The 24,008-nt window shown below is 70.7% G+C and carries 23 protein-coding genes; 5 read left to right on the forward strand and 18 right to left on the reverse strand.

The annotated features are described in order from the left end of the window. The first annotated feature begins 3 nt into the window (after positions 1-3). The gene (locus E0E30_RS12385; protein WP_130866527.1) at positions 4-630 is read left to right on the forward strand and encodes a hypothetical protein; all 627 of its coding nucleotides are present in this window, start codon (positions 4-6) and stop codon (positions 628-630) included. 10 nt (positions 631-640) lie between these two features. Continuing rightward, entirely contained in the window at positions 641-1,132 is a 492-nt protein-coding gene (locus tag E0E30_RS12390) for a hypothetical protein (protein ID WP_130866528.1), read from the forward strand. Between the two features lie 8 nt (positions 1,133-1,140). Here the strand turns inward: E0E30_RS12390 and E0E30_RS12395 are convergent, their stop codons facing one another. Further along, complete coding sequence (locus E0E30_RS12395; protein ID WP_130866529.1) at positions 1,141-1,530, reverse strand: hypothetical protein; 390 nt, start codon at positions 1,528-1,530, stop codon at positions 1,141-1,143. Positions 1,531-1,598: 68 nt separating this feature from the next. After that, entirely contained in the window at positions 1,599-3,296 is a 1,698-nt protein-coding gene (locus E0E30_RS12400) for a formate--tetrahydrofolate ligase (RefSeq protein ID WP_130866530.1), read from the reverse strand. 164 nt (positions 3,297-3,460) lie between these two features. On the opposite strand from E0E30_RS12400, the gene E0E30_RS12405 reads away from it, so the two are divergent. Beyond that, positions 3,461-4,798, forward strand: a complete 1,338-nt coding sequence (locus tag E0E30_RS12405; protein ID WP_130866531.1) for an MFS transporter — start codon at positions 3,461-3,463, stop codon at positions 4,796-4,798. 4 nt (positions 4,799-4,802) lie between these two features. Here E0E30_RS12405 and E0E30_RS12410 read toward each other — a convergent pair whose 3' ends face one another. From E0E30_RS12410 to E0E30_RS12465, 12 genes are all read right to left on the reverse strand, one after another. Further along, positions 4,803-8,078: a LysM peptidoglycan-binding domain-containing protein gene (locus tag E0E30_RS12410; RefSeq protein ID WP_130866532.1), complete on the reverse strand. Its 3,276-nt coding sequence runs from the start codon at positions 8,076-8,078 to the stop codon at positions 4,803-4,805. Next, positions 8,075-8,503, reverse strand: coding sequence for a TadE/TadG family type IV pilus assembly protein (locus tag E0E30_RS12415; protein WP_130866533.1), 429 nt, complete (start codon positions 8,501-8,503; stop codon positions 8,075-8,077). Before E0E30_RS12415 ends, E0E30_RS12410 begins: the two co-directional genes overlap by 4 nt. Further along, positions 8,500-8,838, reverse strand: a complete 339-nt coding sequence (locus tag E0E30_RS12420) for a TadE/TadG family type IV pilus assembly protein (RefSeq protein ID WP_130866534.1) — start codon at positions 8,836-8,838, stop codon at positions 8,500-8,502. The genes E0E30_RS12415 and E0E30_RS12420 overlap by 4 nt, the downstream gene beginning before the upstream one ends. 71 nt (positions 8,839-8,909) lie before the next feature. Continuing rightward, positions 8,910-9,098 carry a hypothetical protein gene (locus E0E30_RS12425; RefSeq protein ID WP_130866535.1) on the reverse strand — a complete coding sequence of 63 codons (189 nt, stop codon included), beginning with the start codon at positions 9,096-9,098 and terminating at the stop codon, positions 8,910-8,912. 219 nt (positions 9,099-9,317) lie between these two features. Continuing rightward, positions 9,318-10,217: a hypothetical protein gene (locus E0E30_RS12430; protein WP_130866536.1), complete on the reverse strand. Its 900-nt coding sequence runs from the start codon at positions 10,215-10,217 to the stop codon at positions 9,318-9,320. Then, positions 10,210-11,079, reverse strand: a complete 870-nt coding sequence (locus tag E0E30_RS12435) for a type II secretion system F family protein (protein WP_130866537.1) — start codon at positions 11,077-11,079, stop codon at positions 10,210-10,212. Before E0E30_RS12435 ends, E0E30_RS12430 begins: the two co-directional genes overlap by 8 nt. After that, complete coding sequence (locus E0E30_RS12440) at positions 11,076-12,629, reverse strand: CpaF family protein (protein ID WP_342588120.1); 1,554 nt, start codon at positions 12,627-12,629, stop codon at positions 11,076-11,078. Before E0E30_RS12440 ends, E0E30_RS12435 begins: the two co-directional genes overlap by 4 nt. After that, positions 12,626-13,426 (reverse strand): hypothetical protein, encoded by an 801-nt coding sequence (locus E0E30_RS12445; protein ID WP_130866538.1) that lies wholly within the window; start codon positions 13,424-13,426, stop codon positions 12,626-12,628. The genes E0E30_RS12440 and E0E30_RS12445 overlap by 4 nt, the downstream gene beginning before the upstream one ends. After that, positions 13,426-14,091, reverse strand: coding sequence for an SAF domain-containing protein (locus E0E30_RS12450; protein WP_245306607.1), 666 nt, complete (start codon positions 14,089-14,091; stop codon positions 13,426-13,428). Before E0E30_RS12450 ends, E0E30_RS12445 begins: the two co-directional genes overlap by 1 nt. Before the next feature lie 311 nt (positions 14,092-14,402). Continuing rightward, a complete protein-coding gene (locus tag E0E30_RS12455; RefSeq protein ID WP_130866539.1) occupies positions 14,403-15,053 on the reverse strand; it encodes a hypothetical protein in 651 nt (216 codons plus the stop codon). A gap of 51 nt (positions 15,054-15,104) precedes the next feature. Beyond that, on the reverse strand, positions 15,105-15,629 hold the full coding sequence (locus E0E30_RS12460; protein ID WP_130866540.1) for a GNAT family N-acetyltransferase: 525 nt from the start codon (positions 15,627-15,629) through the stop codon (positions 15,105-15,107). Beyond that, positions 15,626-16,903, reverse strand: coding sequence for a sensor histidine kinase (locus E0E30_RS12465; protein ID WP_167853949.1), 1,278 nt, complete (start codon positions 16,901-16,903; stop codon positions 15,626-15,628). Before E0E30_RS12465 ends, E0E30_RS12460 begins: the two co-directional genes overlap by 4 nt. A 195-nt stretch (positions 16,904-17,098) precedes the next feature. On the opposite strand from E0E30_RS12465, the gene E0E30_RS12470 reads away from it, so the two are divergent. After that, positions 17,099-17,758 (forward strand): response regulator, encoded by a 660-nt coding sequence (locus tag E0E30_RS12470; protein WP_130866542.1) that lies wholly within the window; start codon positions 17,099-17,101, stop codon positions 17,756-17,758. 111 nt (positions 17,759-17,869) lie between these two features. Here E0E30_RS12470 and hisC read toward each other — a convergent pair whose 3' ends face one another. From hisC to E0E30_RS12490, 4 genes are all read right to left on the reverse strand, one after another. Next, positions 17,870-18,919 (reverse strand): histidinol-phosphate transaminase, encoded by a 1,050-nt coding sequence (gene hisC, locus E0E30_RS12475; RefSeq protein ID WP_130866543.1) that lies wholly within the window; start codon positions 18,917-18,919, stop codon positions 17,870-17,872. 246 nt (positions 18,920-19,165) lie between these two features. Continuing rightward, entirely contained in the window at positions 19,166-19,930 is a 765-nt protein-coding gene (locus E0E30_RS12480) for an HAD family hydrolase (protein WP_130866544.1), read from the reverse strand. Between the two features lie 98 nt (positions 19,931-20,028). Further along, positions 20,029-20,778, reverse strand: a complete 750-nt coding sequence (locus E0E30_RS12485; protein ID WP_130866545.1) for an amino acid ABC transporter ATP-binding protein — start codon at positions 20,776-20,778, stop codon at positions 20,029-20,031. A 14-nt stretch (positions 20,779-20,792) separates the two neighbouring features. Continuing rightward, complete coding sequence (locus E0E30_RS12490) at positions 20,793-22,256, reverse strand: amino acid ABC transporter substrate-binding protein/permease (protein WP_130866546.1); 1,464 nt, start codon at positions 22,254-22,256, stop codon at positions 20,793-20,795. Between the two features lie 153 nt (positions 22,257-22,409). On the opposite strand from E0E30_RS12490, the gene putP reads away from it, so the two are divergent. Then, complete coding sequence (putP, locus tag E0E30_RS12495) at positions 22,410-23,903, forward strand: sodium/proline symporter PutP (protein WP_130866547.1); 1,494 nt, start codon at positions 22,410-22,412, stop codon at positions 23,901-23,903. Positions 23,904-24,008: the final 105 nt, after the last annotated feature.

The raw sequence follows: 24,008 nt of genomic DNA on the forward strand, positions 1-24,008 counted from the left end.
CACATGTCCACGATCACCGTCCTCGACCCGACGCGACGCCGCCGCAGTGAGCACCGACGCCTCGGCCCCGTGCCCCGGCGACCCGATCTCGTCTCCGTCCTCGTCCACGACTGGCAGCTGCTGTGCGCCCGAGCCCTTGCGGCATCGTGGTTCGCCGACCTGGGACTGGGCGACGATCCGCGCGAGCTCCACGACTCCGCCCGACGCGACAGGCACCTGGCCACCCGACTCCTCCTGCTGGCCAGGTCGAGCCACGAGGGATCCAGGTGGGCGGCGATGACGATGCTGCGAGCGGTCCTCGACGACCTGCTCCACCTGGCCGAGGTCGATCCGCGCATCGACGTCCAGGACTGGCTCGGTGAGGCATGGGTCCTCATCATGACGATGCCGGTGGAGCCGAGGATCGACCCGTGCCGGGGTCTGGTGGAAGCCTGCGCGCGCTCGATCGGGGCCAGAGGGGCTCCATGGGCCGAATTGCCGGCGCCGCCGTCGGAACTGGAGTGCATCGAGCAGGCGGTCGCGAGACCCTCGGCCTCCGCGGGACGCCGGCGGCGTGTGCCGGGCGTCGACTGTCCCCGGTGTCATCGAGGTCGGGACGGCGTCTCGGGGCGGCTCGGGGCAGTCGCCTAGACTGGCCGGCGTGACGAGAACGACGCGGATCCTGGCGATCATCGGCGTGGCGTACCTGCTTGCGGTCGCGGGCCTGTATTTCGCGCTCTTCGACCGCAACGAGGACTTCGCCCGCAACGGCGAATCCCTCACCGGCACGGTGCAGCGGGTCGACCGCAACGGTCGGGCCTGCACCGGTCCTTGGCGACCGGTCGCCAGGGTCCACGGGTGCAATGTCGCGATCATCAGGTACACCGACAAGGGCGAGACCGCCGCGATCGAGTCGGCGCCGTACTCCAACCCCCAGCAGTACACCGTGGGACAGCAGGTCCAGTTGTCGATCTTCCGCGCCCCCTCGGGGGCCCAGGACAATGTCGTCACCGTGAAGGGTCACACCGTCATGGGGTTGAGGACGATGCCCTGGGGTTTCATCGCCGCCGCGATCGGGTTGACGTGGTACTTCGTCGCGAAGAGCCGTCCGGGTCTCCTGCGACGCCGCCGTGCCGCCGTGACGGCCGGCTGAGGTCGGCCTCAGTCGGCGTCGAGGACCCACTGGAGGAACTCGCGCAGGTCCCCGGTCTCACCGTCTCGCCCGCCGCGGCCGATGTGCAGTGGGGCCGGCGTCGGGCTGAGGCTCACCCCCCGAAGACGCTCCCTCAGGCCGCCGGGTACGACGAGCTGGTAGTAGCCACCGTCGGTCCCGATCGCCAGGGAGCGCTTCGCGTTGAGGTACCAGCCGGTGAGGTCGGTGCGAGCCTCGTGCCCGTCCATGAGTTGGGCGCGAAGAGGTTGGGGTGCGATGCCACGCTCGCGTGCCTTCGACACGAAGTCGTCGATGAGCTCCTGGGCGCGTGCGGCCTCCCGGCGTCGGTCGATCTCCTCGAGTTCGATCCGGCGACGGGCGTCCTCGGCACGTGACATGGGCGCCAGCCTACGCGGCCGTCCTTCCCGGGACGAGATGCAGGGCGTCCCGGGGTCGGTACCGTGCCTCAGAAGAGGCCGACGATCTGGCCGTTCTCGTCGATGTCGATCCTCTCGGCGGCCGGATGGGCGCCCAGACCAGGCATGGTGCGCATGTCACCACAGATGGCGTAGACGTAGCCGGCCCCGGCTGCGGCGCGGACCTCGCGGATCGGCAGACGCCATCCGGTCGGCGCACCCTTGAGCCGTGGATCGTGGGACAACGACAGGTGCGTCTTGGCCAGGACGACCGGGAATCGCCCGTAGCCGAGCTCCTCGAAGTGGGCCAGATCCTTCGCAGCCTGGGGTGACACGTCGATGCCGTCGGCGCCGTAGACCCGGGTGGCGACCGCCGTCATCTTCTCGACCAGAGAGGCCGACAGTTCGTAGGTGTACCGGAAGTCGGTGGGCGCCTCGCAGGCGTCGACGACGACCCGGGCCAGGTCCTCGGCCCCGCGCCCGCCGTCGACGACGTGGGTCGACGCGGCGAAGTGGGCCCCGGCCTCCTCGGCGATCCGCCGGACGGCCTCGATCTCGTCGGGATGGTCGTCGGGGAAGACGTTGAGGGCGACGACCGGTGAGACCCCGAAGCCGCGAACGATCTCGATGTGCTTGCGGAGGTTCGCCGCGCCGGCCATGACGTCGTCGGGGCTGTCGGCGAGCATGTCGAGGGGCAGCGGTTTGCCGGCGACGACCCGGTACCGACCCGAGTGCACCTTGAGGGCTCGGACGGTGACGACGAGGACGGCGGCGTCGGGGCGCAGGCCGGAGGTGCGGCACTTGATGTTGAAGAACCGCTCGGCTCCCATGTCGGATCCGAACCCCGCCTCGGTGAGCAGGTAGTCGCCGCAGCTGATGCCAACTTGGTCGGCGATGACCGAGGAATTGCCGGTGGCGATGTTGCCGAATGGTCCGGCGTGCACGAAGACCGGGGTGTTCTCGGTGGTCTGCAGGAGGTTCGGTTTGATGGCGTCTCGCAGGATGACGGTCATGGCGCCGGCGGCGTGCAGGTCCTCGGCGGTCACCGGACGACCCGATCGGTCGTACCCGATGACGAGGCGACCCAGCCGCGCGCGGAGGTCCTGCAGCGAGGTGGCCAGGGCGAGGATGACGCCGACCTCACTGGCGGCGGTGATGTCGAACCCGGTCTCGCGCGGGACCCCGTCGATGCGGGCGCCCAGACCGACGATGACATTGCGCAGGGCGCGGTCGTTGATGTCGACGACGCGCCGCCAGGACACCGAGTGCGGTTCGATGCCCAGGACGTTTCCTTGGTGCAGGTGATTGTCGATCATGGCGGCCAGCAGGTTGTGCGCCGCGGTGATGGCATGGAAGTCGCCGGTGAGGTGGAGGTTGAGCTTCTCCATCGGCAGCACCTGGGAATAGCCGGCTCCGGCGGCACCACCCTTGATGCCGAAGGTGGGGCCCATCGACGGCTGCCGCAGGGCCAGCACCGAGCGCTTGCCGATCTTCTCCAGGCCCTGGGCCAGGCCGACGGCGGTCGTCGTCTTGCCCTCGCCGAGCGGGGTGGGGGTGACAGCCGTGATGACGACGTATCGTGCTCTGGGCCGATCGCGATGGGCGTCGATGACGTCGAGGGACACCTTGGCGACGTCCCGTCCGTAGTGTTCGAGGTGGTCCTCGGAGATTCCGGCACGTGCGGCCACGTCCTCGATGGGGTCCAGATGGGCCTCTCGGGCGATCTGCAGATCAGACTTCATCGTCATGGCCCCATCCTGCCGTCCTGTGGAGTCGAGGCGCACGCCGGGGGGTCGGTCGTGCCGCATGCCGGCAAGCGCCGGTGCGGTTCCGCCGAGCACGCCCGGACGCGTCGCCCCGACGTCGCCTCGCCGTCCGTCTAGGATCGACTCGCCCGACGAAGGAGATCCCCGTGTTCTGGCAGAACCTGAGACGTCTGGGACGCCACCCCAAGTTCCGCAAGATCGTCGGTGTCCGGTTGGCCACCCAGGCCGCTGACGGCACCCTTCAGGTGGGGATGGCGTCGTACGTCCTGCTCTCCCCCGAGCAGCAGCCTGACGCCTGGTCGATCGCCATGGTCCTGGCCATCACGCTGCTGCCGTTCTGCGTCATCGGGCCGTTCGTGTCCCTGGTGCTCGACCGGTGGTCGCGTCAGCGAATCCTCGTGGGCACCGACGGCCTGCGCTGTGTCATCGCCATCGTGCTGGGACTGCTCGTGTGGGACGGGGCACGCGACGCCCCCTCTCACATCGCCCTGCTCGTCCTGCTGCTCGTGGCGATGAGCCTCAACCGGTTCCTCCTCGCCGCCCTCACCGCCGGCCTGGAATACACGATCGACAAGCGTGAATACCTCACGGCGTCGTCGATCATGCCGACCATCGGCCCCCTGGGGCTCATGGTCGGCGCCATCGTCGCCACCGTGGTGCGCATGGTGGCTGGCCGCTACATGCCGGTCCACCACGCCGACACCATCATCTTCTGCATCTCCGCATGTCTCTTCGCGGCGTCGGTGGCCATGGGCCTTCGATTCGGACGCCGTGAGCTCGGCCCGGCCGTCGTCGACCGCTCCGAGACGGCCCGCGACGTCATGAGAGCGGCGGTCGAGGGATTCCGGCACCTGTCGGTGCTGCCGGCCGTGCGCTCCGGTCTGGTGCTCATCGGGGCGCAGCGGTTGCTCTTCGGGGTCTACTCGGTGGCGATGATCCTCGGTTACCGCAACCTCCTGCACGCCCAGTCCGACATCAACGGAGCCATGGGCGACATGATGATGTGGGCGGTCGCCATGGGCGCCGGATTCGTCCTGTCCGCAGGATTCATGCCCCCGCTGGTGCACGGGCTGGGAATGAGGCGGGCGCTCGTCGTGCTCATGGTGGCCACCGCCGTCATCCAGGTGGTACCGGGGGCCTTCGTCAACCGCTGGGGTCTTCTCGTGGCGGCCTTCCTCGTCGGGCTGTTCGGCCAGTCCGCGAAGGCCGGCGCCGACACCATCTGCCAGGCGCACATCGACGACGAGTTCAAGGGCCGGGTCTTCATCGTCTACGACATGGTCTACAACGCCTTCTTCGTCGCCGGCGCCGCCGTCGCCGCGCTCGTCATCCCCACGCGAGGACTGTCTCGACCCCATCTCATCGGCCTGGCCTGCGCCTACCTCCTCGTCGCCGTGGTCTTCTGGGCCCTCACCAGACGCGACGGGGACGAGGTGTTCAACCGCGGGACGGCGCTGGGTGGGGAACCCCTCGAGGTGGCCTGACCACTCACACCACCCTGGCCCTGGCCCGGCCCTCCATGACCTCCTGGAGCAGGACCACTGACTCGTCCGACAGATCGACGCCGATCCGACGAGCCTGACGCGACAGCAGGTAGACGAGGCGCTCGACCTCGTCGCGCTCGCCGGACAGGTGCGCCAGTCGGATCCGGGAGGCCATGAGGACCTCGTCCTCCGGACAGGCTGTCCCCGCCCTGGCCAGCGCCCGTCGGGCACCCTCGAGGTCGCCGGCCGCCATGCGACGGCGTGCCAACTCGACGCCGACGTCACGGATCGCCTGCACCATGTCGAGGCGCCATTCCTCGGCCCACTGCCACTGGCCGGGGGCGGCGTCGGCCAGTGGCGCGCCGCGAACCAGGTCGAGGGCGGCCGCCAGGCTGGCGTCGCTGGCCCGGTTGACGCCCCCGGCGAGGTGCACCTCGAACCTCTCCCAGTCCGTGGTCACCCGCTCCGACAAGCGCAGACAGCCGTCATAGGCGTCCGGCAGGTAGGACTTCCCGGCATCATCGGCCCCGAGCCACCGACGCAACCGGGACACATTGGATCTTCTGGTGGCCTCGGCCACCAGAAGGCTGTCGGACATCGAACTCGAGCGCGCACCCGGGTGGGCCAGGATCCACGCGGCGTACTCGAGACACTGCCGCTGGGCCTTCGTCGGGGCCGTGCCCCTGGCCCCGATGAGGTCCACCGGGCCGAGCAGCCGCAACACCGGGCTCGGGCCAGCGGCCACCGTCTCCTCGACGACCTCGATCACGGTCTGCTCCTCCCTCCTGGTCGTCACCTCCCCCTCGCTGACATCGCCCTGCGCCGCCCGGCGCGCCGGCGGATCGGCCGACGACTCCGACCCACCGTCCTCGAACTGACTTTCCTCGGGGCGGACGAGTTCGGCGGGGACCCAACCGGGCAACGCCACCGGATCGGAGCCGGCGTTAGGCAGGTCCTCATGGCCGATCGTCGCCTCGGCGTCAGGCACCCACCAGGGGGCTGGCTCGGCCTCGACCCGCCCCGTGAGCTCGACGAGATCGACGACTGCTCGTCGCAGCGGCTCGCTCACCGGCTGGGCATAGAACTCGATCCCGTCGACGACACCGCGCCACCGGTCGGGTCCATCGGACCGCAGGACGATCGTCGTGCCCGGTGTCGCCGGCCGACCCGTCATGACGAGGACGATCCCGTGGGCACGCAGATCGGCGACATCGGGGACGGCGCCGAGGGTCTCGTCGACGAGGACGACCCTCGTCACCGGGACCCTCCGCAACGCCGGCCCGGGCTGGAAGGTCCACCAGCGCAGGTCCTCGCACACGGCGTCGGGAGTGCTCACGGTGACCTCCTCGAGGCCGTCCATCCAGTCCAGCGACTGCCCCGCGACGACGACCTCAACTCCCCCGCTCCACAGCGCTGCGACGAGGGACAACGCCATGGCCGCGAGCATGCCGCGAGCTGGCTCGGCCGGGCCGTCGACGGTGACGAGCCCGCCGACCTCGGCCAGGTCCAGGAGCATGGGGGCACCATCAGGCTCCTGGCCCAGGACGACGGTCGTCGGCGGGAGGTCCTCGACCCCACCGACGTCGACCGGTGGCATGCGCTCCCCGACGTCGGTGCTCTCAGACGCCGAACCGGCTGTCGCGGACGGCACCAGGCTGAGCGAGGCGCCGGTGATCGCCGACCGGGTGGGCGAGACCGCGGTGCGCGTCTCGGCCTCCTCGTCGTCACCGTGGCCCGGTTCGGTCAGGGTCCCGGCGGTGTCCAACAGGGTCTTGACGCGCTGCGCCGAACCGGTGACCTGCGGGATGCGGCGCCCCGGGGCGCGGGTGAAGAGTTGTTGACGGCGTCGGGCGGCCAGGGCACCGGCGATGCCACCGGCCAGGAAGAGACTCAGCCCGCCGAGGGCCGCCTGGACGGCATCGAGCGTGGGGCCGGCCTCGTCGCCGCCATCGGGCAGGGCGAGCGGCCCGGTCGGTGTCGGCGTCGAGGATGCGGGCGCGCCGCGAACCGGGGAGACGGACGTCGCGGCTGACGACGAGGTGCTGGGGACGGGGCTCGGCCGGGCGGCGGTCCCCGGGTCGGTCGCGTCGAGGGCGGACGGGGCCGCCCCCGGGGTGCCTTCCTCAGAAGTGGCGGACCCGGACGTGGCGGACTCGGACGGTGCCGCGTGGGAGGCGGCCGGGGCAGGGATGCCAGGCGCAGGTGCACTCGGGGTCGACGCCGTGGGCGCGGCACGATCCCCCACGTCGGCGGGAGCCTCAGTCGAGGATCTCGGTGACGTCCCGCTCCCCGTCGTCGTGCTCGGGGAGTCGTCGACCTGCGGCAGGACGAGCCGCCATCCGACGTCGATGAGGTCGGGGTCGTCGATGAGATCGCGGTTGAGTTCCCAGATCCGCGGCCACTGGTCGGCCTCCCCCAGGTACCGCTCGGCCAGGCCACTGAGCGTGTCGCCGGGCCGGACCGTCACGGTGCGGGGCCGGTTCTGCGACTCGGGGTGCTGGTCCGTGCCATCCGAGCCGGTGGACGGCAAGCCACGCGGCGCCCCGGGCAGGACGATCGTGCGGCCGGGGTCGAGGTGGTCGGGGTCCAGACCCGGGTTGGCGGCGACGATCCGGCGCCACTGGGTGCCGTCCCCGTAGGTCCGCTCCGCCAGCGACCACAAGTCGTCCTGGGGACCCAGGACGTGCTCGACGACACGTCCGGCGTCACCGTCGAGGGGGCCGTCGCCGGGTGACGGCGCGACCCGCCCACCCGTGACGGAGCCGACGTCGCCACGGACCCCCACGTCACCAAGGGCCCCCATGTCACCGCGGGCCCCCATGTCACCACGGGCGCCGATGTCACCGCCCGGGTGGTAGCGCATCGCCCCGTCGACCACCACCGCGGCCGCCCGCGCCGAGGCCACCTCCATCGACGACGGGGCCGCCGGCGCCACCCGATGGGAGAGAGGCGAGATGAGGGCGACACTGGCCACGAGCAGCCCGGCGGCCACGCCCTGGACGGCCGACAGGCCCGGAAGTCGGGGTTGCACGCGCCAGCGCGTCGCCATGGCCACGGCCTCGACGACGACGCAGAGCGTGAAGACGAACCAGGCGACCCAGCCCACCAGGGTGACGAACCCCAGCAGGACGGTCCCGTCGTCGGGTGTGAGCAGGGTCGAGGGTCCCAGCCTGGCGAGGGCGTCGAGTCGGCCCCAGGTCAGCAGGGCTGTTGGTGCGACGAGGACGAGGGCGACCAGCAGGGTGGTCGCCGCGAGGGACCGGAGGACGCGCAGGATCATCGACGCTCCCGATGGCTGTCGGCCGGCGCCTGGGCGCGGCCTCGGACGGTGAAGGATCCGGGCAGACCCGGCAGGACGAGGTCTCCCATGGAGACGGTGCAGGTGACGTCGACCGTGACCCGTCCCCGCTGCCCGGGTGGTGTGCCGAGGATCGCGGCGTCGACGTCGGTGCGCGGTTGACGACAGCGGGTGGGAGCCAATTCGGCCGAGGCGGTCAGGGTGGCGCGACGGCGTCCGTCATCGACCGACCCACCCACCGAGGCAGCCCTGGCGGCGGTCTGGGCGGCCGACTGGGCATCGGCCCGGGACTGCCACAGACGCCAGGAGGCGACGGTGAGGGCAGCGACGAGGAGGATGAGCGGAAGGATCAGGGCGACCTCGACCGCGGTCGCGCCACGGTCCCGGATCGTGGAATGCGTGGTCACGTGCCCTCCCGGACGGCGTAGGCATGGGCGCTCACCCGGGACAGTGGCCCGGCGATCAGGGTCGGCGCCGTGGCCTGGACGTCGACCCGCACCAACCCGGACTCCTGACTCGTGCGTACCTGGAGGTGCTGGACGCCCGATCCGGCGCACACCTGGATCGCGGCGGCCCGAGCGTCGCCGGGCTGTGACCCGACGAGCGCCTGGGCACGGACCGCCGCCCTGGCCGCCTCGGTGACCGCCGACCTCGCCTGGAGGACGACAGCCCCTTGGACGACGGCCAGGAGGGACAGGAGGACGAGGGGCCACAGCAGGGTCCACTGCACCGATTCCGACATCCCTCGCTCGACCAGGGGTGCCCGGTGAGGACCGGGGCGGACGATCCACGCCCGGTCTCGGCCGGCTCGGCTCACCGGGGCATGTGGTCGGTGACGTAGGCGGTGATCGCCCCGATGACGATCGTCGCGATCGCGACCGCGCCGACGAGGAGGACGGCATTCTCGGTCGACTGGCTCAGGCCACGCTCGTCGCGGCGGGCAGGTCGTTCCCCGGCCAGGACAGGCAGCACTAGCCCGGCGAGGATGTGGATGGTTCTCATGGCTTCCTCCTGGGTCGTGGGGGGCGGTCTGTCCGTGCTCCCCCCGTCTCACCCCGGTCGGACGACCGGGGAACTCCTGGGCCCCACTGCACGGGGCGTCGTACACCTCGGCCGCTCCGAGCGGGGAGGTGTCCGTCACGGCTCCACCGCGTGGGGCGGGCCGAACCACGGCCCGGATCCGTGCGTCGGGGTCCGCGCGCACACCGATGTCATGGGCAGTCATGGCGTCACCCCTGCCAGGGTGAGCAACGGCGGCGTGATGAGCACGAGCCCGAGCACCATGACCGGCACGACCATCCACACCGTCATCGACTCGCTCACCTGCTGGGCGGCCATCTTCTCGGCGGTGAGGTGGGCGTCACGCATCTCGGCGGCACGAGCCCGCAGGGCGCCCGCCAGCGAGGCGCCCTGTTCGTCGAGGCGGAGGACCTCGACGAGTTCGCCGAGCTGGGGGAGGTCGAGGTCGCGCGCGAGGGCGTCCAGACCGTCCCAGGGGGCCTGCTGCTGGAGCCGTGCCCGTTCGAGGGCAGCGCGCACCCGGACCATGACCGAGGTGTGCGTCAGGGACGCCGCCAGGAGCAGTGAGCGGGTCGCCGACTGGTTGGCCAGCCGTGCCAGGGTCACCAGGTCGATGAAGGTGAGCAGCGTCTCACCCGCGTCCTGCCGTACCGACCGTCGTGCCCCGCGCAGCCGCAGGTCGGGGACGAACCAGCCCACCGCGCAGCCGACCAGCCCCACCGCCACCGGGACGGCCGAGACCGCCAGCCCGCCCAGATCACCGATGATCTGCACCAGGACCGGCAGGAGCAGGCCGGCCAGCGACCACACGGCCTTCTCGATCATGAAGTCGCCGATCGATCGACCCTGCAGGGACAAGGTGCGTCGCGTCGACGACGACAACGTCCCGAGACGCGTGTTGGCCAGCCAGGCACCGAACCGGTCGAGGATGCCGTCGCCGTCGGGCACGACGAGCGGCTGAGCGGGCCCCTGATGACCGGCCACCGCGGCCAGGGCGTCCGACAACCGGGCAGGGGCGCGACGTCGTCCGGCCGCGACGAGCACCGGGGCGCAGCCCAGGACGACTCCGCACACGACGAGCACGAGCATGGGTTCAGACATGGCCCGCCCCCACCCCGACGAGGATCCGCTCGCGAGAACGGGGCCGACTGCGCCGGTCGAGCACCCACAGCGCGCCGACGTACATCGCGCAGTAGGCACACAGCAGCACCTGGCCCGGACCCGTCGCGTAGGGATGGAAGTAGTCGCGTCCCACCGCCAGCGCCACGACGAGGACGACGCCCACGATGACCGTCACCTGCCGCACGACGATCCGCGGCTTGGCCCGTTCGGTGGCGATCTCACGGTGGGCCCTCAATCGGTCCTGCATCGAGGAGGCCAGCGCGAGCAGGGTGGACGTCGCCCCGGTCCCGCCGAGCTCGGCGGCGAGGATGATCGCGGCGACGACCTGGTCGGCGTCCGGACTGTCGAGGTCGTCGGCGAATCGGACGAGGGCGTCCCGCGGCTGCCAGCGGGAGTCGAGCCGGATGACGAGAGCCTCCAGCGGCCCGGCGAGGTCATCGGGGGCCTGGGCCCGGGTGGCGCGGATGGCGTCGAGCACCGACTTGCCCGTCGACGCCGACCCGCACAGCAATCGCACCCATCGTTCGAGCGCCGCCAGCACCACCAGGTCCTTGTCGGGCGGGTTGGCGAGCAGCGCCGGCAGCACCGCGAGGAGGACCGGCACGAGGACGACGAGGACGACCCATCCGGTGAACACCGACCCGACGATTCCCAGGCACAGGCCGATGCCGATGCGCCGCCGCAGCGGTGCCGGGAGATCCCGGAACCGTCTGTCCACCGTTGTCCACAACCTTGTGGACAACGGTGTGGACGGCCGTGGGCGTGGGACGAGGCCGACGAGGAGGAGGATGATCCCACCCACCACGAGGACACCGCACAGACCCGCCAGCACCGTGCTCATCCGATCCCCACCACCTCGGGCAGATAGGTGGCCAGTTCCGCCAGCAGGGACGGGTCCGGGTGCAGGACGGCCGGTTCAGTGGGGGTCGCGGCCCGGTACACCAGGTGGGTCACCGGACGTCCCGACTCCATGGCCCCGGTGAGTTGCCGGATCTCCGAGACCATCCGACGACGCACCCCGCCACGCCACGTGTCGTCGACGAGGAGGACGTGGACGAGGAAGGTGATGTTGTGGGCGATCTGGCGGAAGGCCTCCTCCATCGTCAGCACGCCGCCCTGGGCGACCCGGGCGGCGAGCCGGTCCATCGTCGAGGAGGCGGAGTGGGAATGGGTCGTGCTCATGGTGCCCGCCCCCGCCTGCATGGCCTCGAACATCGCCCCGGCCTCGGCCCCGCGCACCTCGCCGACGATGATCCGCGAGAGGTTCTGCCGCAGCGCCTCGGGGATGAGGTCGGCCACGGTGAACTCGCCGACGCGATGGCCGTCGACCCGTTCCCCCAGGCCGACGGTGGCCTGCAGGGCCACCATGTTGCGCTGTCCGGGTTGCAGGTGGGTGAGCAGTTCGTAGTCGGTCTCGAGGGTGCCGAACCGCTCGGTGCGCGGGATGGCGTCGACGAGGGCGCGCAGCAGGGTCGTCTTCCCCGCACCCTGGTCGCCCGAGATGACCAGGGAGGTCCGCGCCAGGACGGCGGCGCGCAGCAGGACGGCGACCTCGTGCGGCATCATCCCGGTCTCGGCGAGCTCGTCGAGGGTGACGTCGGTGAGGGTGTGGTGGCGGATGACGATCGACGGCCGATGTGACAACCCGAACCCAATGGCGTGCAGGCGGTACCGGTCGCCCAGGGCCACCGTCATCGTCGGGTGGGCGTCGTCGAAGGGCCGTGGCGGGCTCGCCGACTCCCCGAGGAACCGGATCGCCTCGACGAGTTCCTCGTCGCTGTCGGCGACCGGAGGTCGTTCCTCGCGGTGCCCGTCGCCGAACTGGACCTGCACCGGGCAGCAGCCGCTGATCTCGATGTTCTCGGCCTCGTCGATCTCGAAGAGCGGTTGCAGCCGCCCGTACCCGAAGATGGCGTCGGTGAGGGCCTCGACGTGCGCCAGTTCGAGGTCCATCGACCACAGGGCCTGCCCCGAGGTCGTCAGCGACTCGGCATGGGCGTGGACGACCTGACGGATGATCGATCCGCCGAGCATCCGGGTGTCCTCCGGCGGCAGGTCGCGCCCGGTGCGGTCCCGGTGGTCCCCACGGGCCCGGCTGATCCGGTCGGACGCCTCCCGACGCAGCGCGACGACCAGCCCCCAGTCGACCTCGCCGGCGCCCTCGCGAGCAGTCGACGACACCCAGTCCGGCGGCACCTGCGCGGGTGTGACGACCCCGGGCCGGACCGCTCCGGGTCGGTGGGCTCCGGCCGGGACCGGACCCGATGGGACGATGGCCTCGTCCCCGGCCCGACGGGGCGTTCCCGTCCCCGGGGCCGTCCCACCCGGACGGGAGCGGTCCGGGGCGAGCCGGCCGATGAGGCTCGTGAGATCGGCGGCGGGGGCGCTCATGGGGTGACCTCCGCCCCCGGCAGGCCGGCGGTGCGATGATGCTCGGCCAGCACCGCGGCCAGCCGGTCGGCGGCATGGCGCAACGACCCGGCATGCCGGCTCCGGTGCCAGCGTCCCGGAGCACCGTCCGACAGGACCGAGGCCCCGCGATGGTCGTCTGCCACCTCGGCCAGGACGGGACGACGGAACTGCGTGGCGATCTCGGAGACGCCGTACGGCTGGCCGACGCCGATGAGGACCAGTCCTGTCCGGGCCGTCGTCGAGTCGGCCATCTCGTCGAGGATCTGTGCCTGCAGGGCCAGACCGGCCAGGGACCGCAGGCTCGACCGGGTGACGATCCCGACCGCCGCGGCCCTCGACACGAGCTCGTCAGGTGGCCGGGTGCCGGACATCCGGCCCAGGTCGACGATGACGTCGATGCCGGCGTCGTCGAGGTCGCGCAGGGCCCGGGCGACCGAGGGCCACACGACCCCCATGAGCCCGGCCTGACCGGGGTGGGTGAACCCGGCCAGGAAACTCACCTGGCAGCCGGGGCTGCCGACCGGACGCGGCAGCTCGACGACCTGTTGCCACAGCGCCGCCGTCATGTCGACCCCGGTGCGATGGGCGATGGCCAGGTGCGACAGGCCCGGGGTGACGCCGGTGCGCCCACCGAGGTATCCGGCCTCGATGCTGCGCGAAGGGTGCGGGTCGGCGTCGACGAGCAGCACGTCGCGCGGCCAGCACAGGGCCAGGCCGAGCGCCGTCGTCGTCACCCCCGGGGCACCGGAGGCGCTGGCGAGCAGGAGGATCGACATCAGGCACCCCGCCTCACCAGGGCGATCCGGTCCCGAGCCGCCAGATCGGCCACGTGAGCGGCCTGCGCGCTCGGCACCGTCACGTCGACGAGGACCTGGCCGCCGTCGGAGCGACGCGGTGGCGACGCGACCAGGGCGTCGACGGCCTCGGGCAGGGTCACCGCCCCCACCTCACCGGTCCCGTCACCGGTCGGGGTGTCCCCGCCCACCGCGACGACGACGACCTTGACACCCACCGTCAACCCCTGCGCCGGCACCCGTCCGGCGGCCAGCTTGAGGCCGACCTGCGAGCTCCCCGGTGGCACGGGGAGCTCGCCGACGCTGTCGGCGGCCACGAGCGACCCGGCGGGCAGGTCGACGAGGGCATGTCCGCCGACGAGCTGCTCGAGCCGCGAGGCCGGGACGGTGGACACCCGCTGTCCCACCGACACCTGGGCCACCGCCAGGTCGGTGCTGCGCACCTCCTCACCTCGCGGCACCGCCCTCGTCATGACGACGACCGACTCGGCGTGGCTCGCCTGGTGCCAGGCCCAGGCCCCGCCCAGACCCCCGAGGCAGGCGCAGAGGACCCCCAGGGCCACGAGGAACGGCGAGCGTCGGTCGCGGACCGCCCGGGAGCGCGTCGGGACGGCCTCATCGGCGGTCACAGCGGACGCGGACGGCATGCCACCGATGCGGGTCACGCCCGGCCTCGTCGGCGCGTGCGGGGAGGTCGATGGCTGCGCGGTGCGGGGTCGGGCGGGCGATTGGTCCGATGCTCGGCGGTCGGTGGGCCTGGTGAGGGTCGACATGGCCGCGACACTAGGCAGGGCCGACGACGACCCTCCAGACTTCATGGCCAAATCTGTGGACAACTTCTCCCGATGTGATGTTCATCACACCTTGACCCGAGTTGTCCACATCGTCACTCGGGTTGTCCACATGAGATCCACACCCGCTGTGGACAACGCCGGCCACGGAGCCGCCCTCGCCCCGCTCAGCTGAGGTGCACCGATCCGCTCACCGTCCAGCTCAGACCCGAGTCCGGGGTGCCCGAGTCGTCACTGACGACGACCCGGGCGCTCACCTTGAGTTCCTCGGCCTCCTCGTACGGCACGATCTGGCCCACCATGAACGACTCCCCTGACCCCAACGCATAGGGCGGCCGGCCGGGATCGGCCCGGAAGGGCGTCCCCGGCGCGCCGTCCTTGGCCTCGACCGACGGATACCGGACCGAGAGCAGGTCCTGCGCCCATCCCCAGTCGGGGTACCGCGTCGTCACGGTGACGGTACCCAGCCCGAGCTTGAGCGTGTCCGTCGACACATTGGTGACGACGTACCGCAGGACGACGAGCTGGTCGCCCTTGGCGACAACGGACTTGCCGGTGCGCGGATCGACCATGACCGACGGACTTGGCGAGCGCGTCAGACCGACCTGGTACACGTCGATGCGCACCCGCGAGTCCGACAACACCCCCAGGTGGGTACCCGTCGTCACGACCTTCGTCGCCCAGGACGCCGTGCGCGGGGAGCTGGCCACGAAGCTGGGGGACGGCGTCGGGGAGGCGTCGACGCCACCGATGGCACCCGAGCAGCCGGTGAGCGCCAGGGACCCGGCCAGGACGACGCCCGCGACCGCCCTCTTCATCGACGCACCTCCCCCGACTCAACCTGTCCCAGTCTGGCATGAGGGCCGGGCTCACGCCGACCGGAGTCGGGCCATCTTCACCGAGTCCCACCGGCGTCCCCGCCATGACCTCGCCTGCGGCACCCTGGCACATTCGACGTAGCCCGCCCGGGCACCGGCCCGCACCATCCGCTCGTTGCCCGACCAGGTCGTCAGGGTGAGGACGTGGGCGTCGGTCTCGTCGAAGGTCTGGTCCGTCCACAACCGCAGGGCGGTCGTGCCGATCCCGTGGCCCCACGAGGCGGGGTCGAAGAGGACGATACCGACCTCCCACCAGCCGCCGCCGACCGGAGGCTCCTCGAACCTGCTGACGAACCCGACCCGCGTACCGTCCACCGTGACCAGGGCCCGGTCGGCGCGGGCGATCTCGGGCCGCCACTCGTCGGCGAACTCCTCGAAGGTGCGATCCTCGGCCGGGAAGTAGGGTCCGTCCCAGTGCGTCCACTCGGGATCGACGACCTCCCCGACCCAGTGCCACAGCCACCCCAGGTCGTCCTCGACGGCCGGGATGACTTCGACGTGCGGGGTCGGCCTCACGGGACGACCACCGAGACGACCGTCGGCCCACCACGGGGCGAGTCGACGTCGATGACGCCGTCGAACGGCGCGATCCGCCGCTGGATGCCCGACAGGCCACTGGGGCCGTCGGCGTCGGGCAGGACGAGCCCGCCCACCCCGTCGTCGGTGACGAGCACCCCGATGCGCCCCAGGGCCGAGGTGAACCGCACCGAGACCGAGGCCGCCCCCGAGTGCTTGGCGGCGTTCGTGACGAGTTCCACGACACAGAAGTACAGCGCGGTCTCCAGGGCCGCGTCCATCCGGTGGATCCCCGGATCGGTCTCGACGGTGACGTCGAGCGGGTGGACGGCCGCCAGGGCGCGGACGGCGTCGACCAGCCCCCGGTCGGCCAGGACGGGAGGGGCGATCCCGCGGACGATCGACCGGATCTCGGCCAGGGTGATCGCCGACTCGTCCCGGGCCTCCCGGATGAGCCGACGGGCCTGCTGTGGGTTCTCGGCCACCAGATGATCGGCGGCCGACAGGGTCATGCCCATGGCCACCAGACGCGCCTGCGCGCCGTCGTGCAGGTCGCGCTCGATCCGGGCGATCTCGTCGGCCCGCGAGTCGACGGCCACCTTGCGGGTCGACTCGAGGGTGCGGACGCGGTGGGTGAGGACCTCCTTGGACGACGGCGTCAGCACCCACAGCGCCAGCCGGTGCCGGGCGCGCACGAGCCACGGCATCGGCAGGGCCGCGGCGGTGAGCAGGAGCAGGCCGACGACGAGGTAGCCGACGTAGTCCAGGAAGGACGGACCCCACGCCGCGCTGGCTCCGGTGAGGTCATCCCAGACGAGACGTCCGACGTGGTCGACGCCGAGCAGGAGATAACCCAGGAGGATCATCGGGACGCAGAAGATGACGAGCCCGGTCACCGGCGACAACCAGTGCCACAGGACGTCACGACGGTGGCCCGGGTCCCTGCGGACCCGGCGCAGCCGCGTCGGACAGGTGTACGACGTCTCGGCTGCGAGGTCGGCGTCCTGCCAGGCCAGAGCCCGTTCGGCGTCGGCGTCGAGACGCACCAGGGCGCGCGCCCGGGCGGCCGAGTTGGTCGTGACCCCGAGCCCGTCGAGGCAGCTCGTGATGACGAGCAGCACCGTGACGACCATCTGCCACAGGGTGAGCGCCGCCAGCCGGAACCCCTGGCCGAGTGCCTGGACCGGCTTGCGACGTCGGTCGACGCGGGGATCGTCGGCGTCGTCGACGTCAGGGTGGTCGCCGTCGGGGAAGGGCAGGCTCGTGCTCGTCATGGACCCATCATCACCCGTGGGGAGGCTCCACGCAGTAGGGACCACCCCACCCTTGCCGGATCGGGACGCCAGCCGGACCGGCACCGACGCCGGGCCCGTGCACGATGGTGGGGCCAGCCCCACTGCGCCCCTCCCCCGTGCCCCGTATCGTGGGGGTCCGGCCCGTATCGTGTGGGCCGAAGGGTGGTGGGGTCGGTGCGTGTGCTCGTCGCGGAGGACCAGATGCTCCTGCGCCATGGCCTCACGACGCTCCTGTCGGCGCACGGCGTCGAGGTGGTCGCGCAGATCGATCGAGGCGACGAGGTGCTCGACGCGTGCGCCCGGACCCGACCCGACCTGGCCCTGCTCGACATCCGGATGCCCCCGACGAACACCGACGAAGGGCTGCGCGCCGCGATCGCCCTGAGACGACGCCGCCCCGGGTTCCCGGTGCTCCTGTTGTCGCAGTATGTCGAGCTGCTCTACCTCGACGAGCTCATGAGCGATCGACGCGGCAGTTTCGGATATCTGCTCAAGGACCGGGTCTTCGACGCCGACGCCTTCGTCGCCGCCCTGACGACGGTCGCCTCGGGAGGCACGGCGGTCGATCCCCAGGTCGTCACCCAACTCATGGCCAAGCGCCGACATGCGCAGGTGCTCGGCCGCCTCACCCCGCGCGAGCGGGAGGTCCTGGCGCTCATGGCCCAGGGTGACTCGAACTCACGGATCGCCGAGCGCCTCGTCATCACCGGCAAGGCCGTCGAGAAGCACATCGGGTCGGTCATGGCCAAGCTCGACCTGCCTCCCGACGCCGACTCCTCGCGCCGGGTCATGGCGGTGCTCACCTATCTACGTGGAACCGCTCCGCGCGGCTGAGACGGGCGTCGGGCCGGAGTCCACGGCGGTTCCGGGGGCCGGCGAGGCGTGCGGGCCGGGGAGGTTCCGGGCGGGACAGCGCCAGCGCAGGAGGTCAGGGCCCGACAGACATCAGGACCGCAGGCTCGCCAGCGCTGCCAGGGCGCGGTCGTCCTCCCGGACCGACCCGACCGACAGCCGGATGCCCTCCCCGGACCACGACCGGGCGAACACCCCAGCGGCGCGCAGGCCGGCGTCAACCCGATCGGTGTCGGCCCCCAGGGCGAGCCACAGGAAGTTCGCCTGTGACGGCCCGACCGGCCAGCCGGCGTCGAGGAGTCCGGAGCGCAACCGCTCACGCTCGGCGACGATGAGTTCGACCCGCTCGGCCAGCTCGTCCTCGGCCAGCAGCGAGGCCATCGCCGCACGCTGGGCCAGGTTGGTCACGGTGAACGGGGTGGCGACCCGGCGCAGGTCGTCCGACAGGTCGGTCGAGCTGACGGCGAACCCGATCCGCAGCCCGGCCAACCCGTAGGCCTTGGAGAACGTCTTGAGGGAGATGACGTTGGGGTACCGGCGCACCAGGTCGAGGCCGTTGACGGCGTCCTGGTCGCGGTTGAAGTGGGTGTACGCCTCGTCGAGGACGACGACGACGTCGTCGGGGACCTGCGCCAGGAAGTCTTCGACCTCCCCGGTGCTCAGGGTCGTCCCGGTCGGGTTGTTGGGGGTGCAGAGGAAGACCAGGCGGGTACGGTCGGTCACGGCCGCGGCCATGGCCGGCAGGTCGTGGCGCAGGTCAGCGGTGAGGGGGACGGGAACCGGGGTGGCCCCGGCGACCCGGGTGAGGATGGGGTAGGCCTCGAAGGAACGCCACGCGAAGACGACCTCGTCCCCGGCCCCGGCGACGGCGTGGATGATCTGCGAGGCGACCTCGGTGGACCCGGCGCCGACGGCGACCTGGTCCGGTTCGACCCCGTGCCGCACGGCGATGGCCGAGCGCACCTCGGCGGCGGCCATGAGCGGGTACCGGTTGATGCCCGCGAGCTGCTCGGTGACGACCTTGAGCACCGAGGGCAGCGGCGGGTAGGGGTTCTCGTTGGACGAGAGCTTGACCGCGTCGACCCCCTGCGCGTCGCCCTGCTTGTAGAGCGGGAGAGCCCGCACGTCGTCGCGCCTGGTCATGGCCGTTCCCTTCGTCGCCGGTGCAGGCCACTGTGGCACACCGGGGCGCCACGGAGGCGGCCGTCCGCGGTGCGGACCGCGCCGGAACCCGCCGGCAGAGCCGGTCCTGCTGACAGGGTCGAGGAGCGGGTGTCAGGAGAATCCCGCCAGCGCCAGAATGCTCCCCTTCAGGGGAACACATCCTCGCTCAGGGGATTTTCCTGACACGAGGACCGCCTGCCCCGACCGTCCCGGGTGACCACGAGGTCAGCCCAGAACCAGGTCCACGAACTCGGCGACCGAGGAGACGACCCGCTCGCACCGGCATGAGACCTCCCGCGGTGCCGCGGCCATGGCGACGGGGTGGTCGGCGACCTCGTGCATGGCCAGGTCGTTCCACGAGTCGCCGATGGTCCACACCGGGCCGTGGTCGCCGAGGTCGGCGAGCACCTGTCGGAGCCCGGTCCCCTTGGTCGCCCTGGCGGGGACGATGTCGATGTAGTCGAGGTTGAGATGGACCTCGGCCCGGCCGTCACACAGCCCCTCGAGCCCCGCGATGACCCTGGCGCGATCGTCGGGGTCGGGCACGTGCACGGGGATGCCGAAGAGGTCGGTGGCCCGGAGGGCCTCGGCCTCACCGGGCTCCCAGAACACCGGGATGGCGCCCTCCGCGACGTCCCGAGAGCGTCGCAGGAGGTAGTCCTGCTCGATCTGCGAGGCGAAGACAGTGGCGTCGACCCCGGCGAGGAGCCCCATGACATCGCCCAAGAGCTCACGCGGAAGGGGTTGGCTGCGCATCACCCGCAGCGAGGGATCGGCGACGACGGCACCGGTGAAGCCGATGAAGGCGTGTGGGGCCGGCAGGGCGTCGTCGACCCAGACCCGCCGGATCGACCCGATCGATCGACCGGTGTTGACGATGAGGACGTTGCCCTCGTCGATCCACCGGTGCAGGGCCCGCGTGTCGTCGGCGTGGACGCCGTCGGGGAACACGAGGGTCCCGTCCAGGTCGGTTGACAGAACTCTCGTCATCGCTGGTCCCCCTGTCGGTCGGCAGATCGTCCCCAGCCTCTCACGTCCTTCCCATTCCCACGCACGGGCATCCGGGCAGCACGATGCCCGGCACTCGCTCACAACACCTTCGACAGGAAGTCCTTGGTGCGCGCCTCCTGGGGATCGGCGAGGATCCGGCGCGGGTCCCCCTCCTCGACGACGACGCCGTCGGCCATGAACATGAGACGCCCGCTCACCTCACGGGCGAACCCCATCTCATGGGTGACGACGATCATCGTCATGCCCTCGGATGCGAGCTTCTGCATGACGTCGAGCACCTCACCGACCATCTCGGGGTCGAGGGCCGAGGTGGGTTCGTCGAAGAGCATGACGTCGGGGCGCATCGCCAGGGCTCGGGCGATGGCGACGCGCTGCTTCTGGCCACCGGACAGCTGGGCGGGGCGGGCCTGCGCCTTGTCGCCCATCTGGACCCGGTCGAGCAGGCCGGTGGCGGCCTCCTGGGCCTCCGCCCGGCTCATCTTCTTGAGCTGCACCGGGGCCAGCATGATGTTCTCGGCCACGGTCATGTTGGGGAAGAGGTTGAAGTGCTGGAAGACCATGCCGATCCTCTGGCGCACCTTGTTGATGTCGGTGGCCTTGTCGGTGAGGTCCTGGCCCTCGATGAGAACCCGTCCCGAGGTGACCTCCTCGAGCATGTTGAGGCACCTCAGGAAGGTCGACTTCCCCGACCCGGACGGGCCGATGACCGAGACCACCTCGCCCTTGGTGATCGTCGTCGAGATGCCCTTGAGCACCTCGTGGTGGCCGAACGCCTTGTGCAGGTCCTGGACCTCGATGACGGGGCCGTCATATGCCGTCTCGCTCATGACCTCATCTCCACTCACTTGTTGAACCTGCGGTCGATGGAATTGGACAGTTTCGTCAGCGCGAAGATGACGATGAAGTAGATCGCGCCGACCATGAGCCAGATCTGGAACGACTTGAAGTTCCGAGCGATGATCTGCTGGCCCTGATAGGTGAGTTCGGCGAAGCCGAGGACGGCCAACAGCGAGGTGTCCTTGAGGCTGATGACGAACTGGTTGATGACCGACGGGGTGGCGATCTTGATGGCCTGGGGGACGATGACCCGCCGCATCGACTGCAACCACGTGAGACCCAAGGACCGGGACGCCTCCATCTGTCCCGGGTCGACCGACCGGATGCCGCCGCGGACGATCTCGGTCATGTAGGCGCCAGCGTTGAGGGAGAGGGTGAGGACGCCGGCCGTGAAGACCCCCATCTTCACCCCGGTCGCCGCGGGCAGCCCGAAGTAGAAGAAGAACGCCTGGACGAGAATTGGCGTGCCGCGGAAGATGTCGACGTAGATCGCGGCGAGGATCTGGAGAATCCTCACCCCCGACACCTTGCAGAAACCGAAGGCGATGCCGAGGACAGAGGCGAAGAAGAGGCTCAACGCGGTGGCGGCCAAGGTCATCGCCAGGCCCTTCATGAGAGCCGGGAAACTCTCGACGAGCAGACCCCAGAACGACTGCTTGGCGGTGGACTGGGTGTCAGGGGCCTTGAGGTACTTGTCGAGGGTCGCCTGGTAGCTGCCGTCGGACTTCATCGCCGCCAGCCCGGCATTGAAGGCGGACAGGAGGGCGGCGTTCTGCCCCTTGAGGACGGCGAACCCGTAGGACGCCCCCTGCTCCTTGGGGGTGACGACCTTGAGACCGTTGCCCTGGGCGATGCCATAGGCCAGAACCGGGTAGTCATCGAAGACTGCGGCAGCGTTTCCCGTCTGCACCTCCGAATACATGGTGTCGGCCTTGTCGAGCGCCTTCACGGTGAAACCGTACTTGCCCGCGATGGACTGCGCGAAGGACAGGCCCTCGGCGCCGGTCTTCGCCACGACCGTCTTTCCCTTGAGATCGGCATAGCTCTTGATGGTCGAATCGCTCTTGACGGCCATCTGCACCCCCGAGTCGAAGTACGGAGCGGAGAAGTCGAAGATCTGTTTGCGGGCATCGGTGATCGACATTCCCGCGATGACGCCGTCCGCCTGCCTCGACTGCACCGCCTGGAGGGCGGCATCGAAACCGATCGACTTGATCTGCACCGTGAATCCCTCGCGCTTGGCGATCTCACGCAGCAGATCCATGTCGATCCCGGTCATGTTCCCCGACGAATCGCGATACTCGAACGGCGCGAAGGTCGTGTCTGTGGCGATGACGAACGTCTTGCCCTTGACCGAGTCATCCGCCCAGGCCCGGGTGAGTCCTGCAGGGAGCAGGCTGAGGATCGACAGCAGGAGGGCCATGGCGGCCATCACCCACGTTCGTCCCCGCATCAGCGTGTGCCGCATGTGGAAACCTCCCTCGGTCGTCCCAGTGACGACTACCCGCGGATAGTACGGCTTTCGGCGATGATTTCCACGCAGCGACCAGATCGCGCGGCGCGGGCTTGACGACGTGGCACCCGATAGGGTGCACTCACCGTCCCTCAGCCAGGAGTGCCCATGAGTCCGACCCAGTGGCAGGCCGCAGCCATCGTCGTCTACCTGGTCGCCATGGTCGTCATCGGTTTCTGGGGGCACCGCCAGACCAGCGACCTCGATGACTACATGTTGGGCGGACGCCGATTGCCGGCCGTCACCTCGGCGCTGTCCGCCGGTGCTGCGGACATGTCCGGATGGCTCCTCATGGGCCTGCCCGGGGCCATCTACCTGTCGGGGCTGGCCCAGGCGTGGATCGCCATCGGCCTGACGGTGGGTGCGTGGACGAACTGGAAGATCGTCGCCCCGCGGCTGCGCAGCTACACCGAGGTGGCCGGGGACGCCATCACCCTGCCGAGCTTCTTCAGCAATAGGCTCCACGACCGCTCCAACATCCTGCGCATCATCGCCGGGGCGATCATCCTCGTCTTCTTCACCTTCTACGTCTCCTCCGGCATGGTCGCCGGCGGCACCTTCTTCGAGTCGAGCTTCGGGGTGCGCTACCTCTGGGGGATGCTCACGGTCGCCGCCGTGACGGTCGCGTACTCGCTCGTCGGCGGCTTCCTCGGGGTCTCCTGGACCGACGTCGTCCAGGGCACGATGATGCTCCTGGCCCTCATCGTCCTGCCGGCGGTCGGGATCGCCCATGTCGGAGGGTGGTCGGCGATGGTGGCGCAGATCCACGACGTCGACCCGAACCTGCTGCACCTCTTGACCGGGACGACGAGCCTGGGGATCGTCTCGGCGGTCGTGTGGGGGCTGGGGTACTTCGGTCAGCCGCACATCCTCGTGCGGCTCATGGCGCTGTCCTCGCCGGCCGAGGCGGCCAAGGCGCGACGCATCGGCATCGGCTGGATGCTCCTGTCGTGTCTGGGGGCGATGGTCACGGCGCTGGTCGGGGTGGCGGTGTACCACCACGACGAGCACGCCCTGCCCAATCCCGAGGGGGTGTTCATCGCGCTGGGACAGCTGCTCTTCCACCCCTTCGTCGCCGGTTTCCTCCTGGCGGCGATCCTCGCGGCCATCATGTCGACGATCTCGAGCCAGCTCATCGTCACGAGCTCCGCGCTCGTCGAGGACGTCTACCGCGGCATCACCCATCGCAGCCTGTCGCCGCGTCAGGGGGTGTGGCTGGGTCGGGCCGGCGTCCTCGTCGTGGCCGTCGTCGCCACGGCGCTGGCGGTGCAGCGCTCCGACACCATCCTCGGGCTGGTGGCCTTCGCGTGGGCCGGGTTCGGCGCCGGATTCGGTCCGACCACCTTGCTCACGCTGTGGTGGCGTCGGCTCACTGCCGCCGGGGCGGCCGCCGGGATGTTCCTCGGCGCGACGACGGTCTTCGTCTGGCACCACCTCGGTCAGACCCGCGGCGGCATCTTCACCCTCTACGAGATCCTGCCCGGATTCGTCGTCAACCTCGTCGTCGCGGTGGTCGTGTCGCTGCTCACCCGAGCCCCGGAGGCATCGGTCGGCGAGGAGTTCGAGCGTGCGGCCGCCTTGGCGAGGTCGGGGCGGCGCTGACGCGACCCGACTCGAGCCAGGGACGTGCGGAAAATCCCCGGAGCCCGCAAACCTTCCCCTCCAGGGGAACAAACGCTCGCTCCGGGGATTCTCCTGACGCTCGGC

The organism is Acidipropionibacterium timonense (assembly GCF_900605005.1).
GTDB classification, from domain to species: Bacteria; Actinomycetota; Actinomycetes; order Propionibacteriales; family Propionibacteriaceae; genus Cutibacterium; species Cutibacterium timonense.

Coding starts and splice junctions, on each gene's coding strand:
- E0E30_RS12490 (WP_130866546.1), bottom strand. CDS start 22,256: ATGCGGCACACGCTGATGCGGGGACGAACGTGGGTGATGGCCGCCATG.
- E0E30_RS12385 (WP_130866527.1), top strand. CDS start 4: ATGTCCACGATCACCGTCCTCGACCCGACGCGACGCCGCCGCAGTGAG.
- E0E30_RS12430 (WP_130866536.1), bottom strand. CDS start 10,217: ATGTCTGAACCCATGCTCGTGCTCGTCGTGTGCGGAGTCGTCCTGGGC.
- E0E30_RS12450 (WP_245306607.1), bottom strand. CDS start 14,091: ATGCCGTCCGCGTCCGCTGTGACCGCCGATGAGGCCGTCCCGACGCGC.
- E0E30_RS12440 (WP_342588120.1), bottom strand. CDS start 12,629: ATGAGCGCCCCCGCCGCCGATCTCACGAGCCTCATCGGCCGGCTCGCC.
- E0E30_RS12465 (WP_167853949.1), bottom strand. CDS start 16,903: ATGACGAGCACGAGCCTGCCCTTCCCCGACGGCGACCACCCTGACGTC.
- E0E30_RS12400 (WP_130866530.1), bottom strand. CDS start 3,296: ATGACGATGAAGTCTGATCTGCAGATCGCCCGAGAGGCCCATCTGGAC.
- hisC (WP_130866543.1), bottom strand. CDS start 18,919: ATGACCAGGCGCGACGACGTGCGGGCTCTCCCGCTCTACAAGCAGGGC.
- putP (WP_130866547.1), top strand. CDS start 22,410: ATGAGTCCGACCCAGTGGCAGGCCGCAGCCATCGTCGTCTACCTGGTC.
- E0E30_RS12445 (WP_130866538.1), bottom strand. CDS start 13,426: ATGTCGATCCTCCTGCTCGCCAGCGCCTCCGGTGCCCCGGGGGTGACG.
- E0E30_RS12480 (WP_130866544.1), bottom strand. CDS start 19,930: ATGACGAGAGTTCTGTCAACCGACCTGGACGGGACCCTCGTGTTCCCC.
- E0E30_RS12425 (WP_130866535.1), bottom strand. CDS start 9,098: ATGAGAACCATCCACATCCTCGCCGGGCTAGTGCTGCCTGTCCTGGCC.
- E0E30_RS12455 (WP_130866539.1), bottom strand. CDS start 15,053: ATGAAGAGGGCGGTCGCGGGCGTCGTCCTGGCCGGGTCCCTGGCGCTC.
- E0E30_RS12435 (WP_130866537.1), bottom strand. CDS start 11,079: ATGAGCACGGTGCTGGCGGGTCTGTGCGGTGTCCTCGTGGTGGGTGGG.
- E0E30_RS12395 (WP_130866529.1), bottom strand. CDS start 1,530: ATGTCACGTGCCGAGGACGCCCGTCGCCGGATCGAACTCGAGGAGATC.
- E0E30_RS12485 (WP_130866545.1), bottom strand. CDS start 20,778: ATGAGCGAGACGGCATATGACGGCCCCGTCATCGAGGTCCAGGACCTG.
- E0E30_RS12420 (WP_130866534.1), bottom strand. CDS start 8,838: ATGTCGGAATCGGTGCAGTGGACCCTGCTGTGGCCCCTCGTCCTCCTG.
- E0E30_RS12410 (WP_130866532.1), bottom strand. CDS start 8,078: ATGATCCTGCGCGTCCTCCGGTCCCTCGCGGCGACCACCCTGCTGGTC.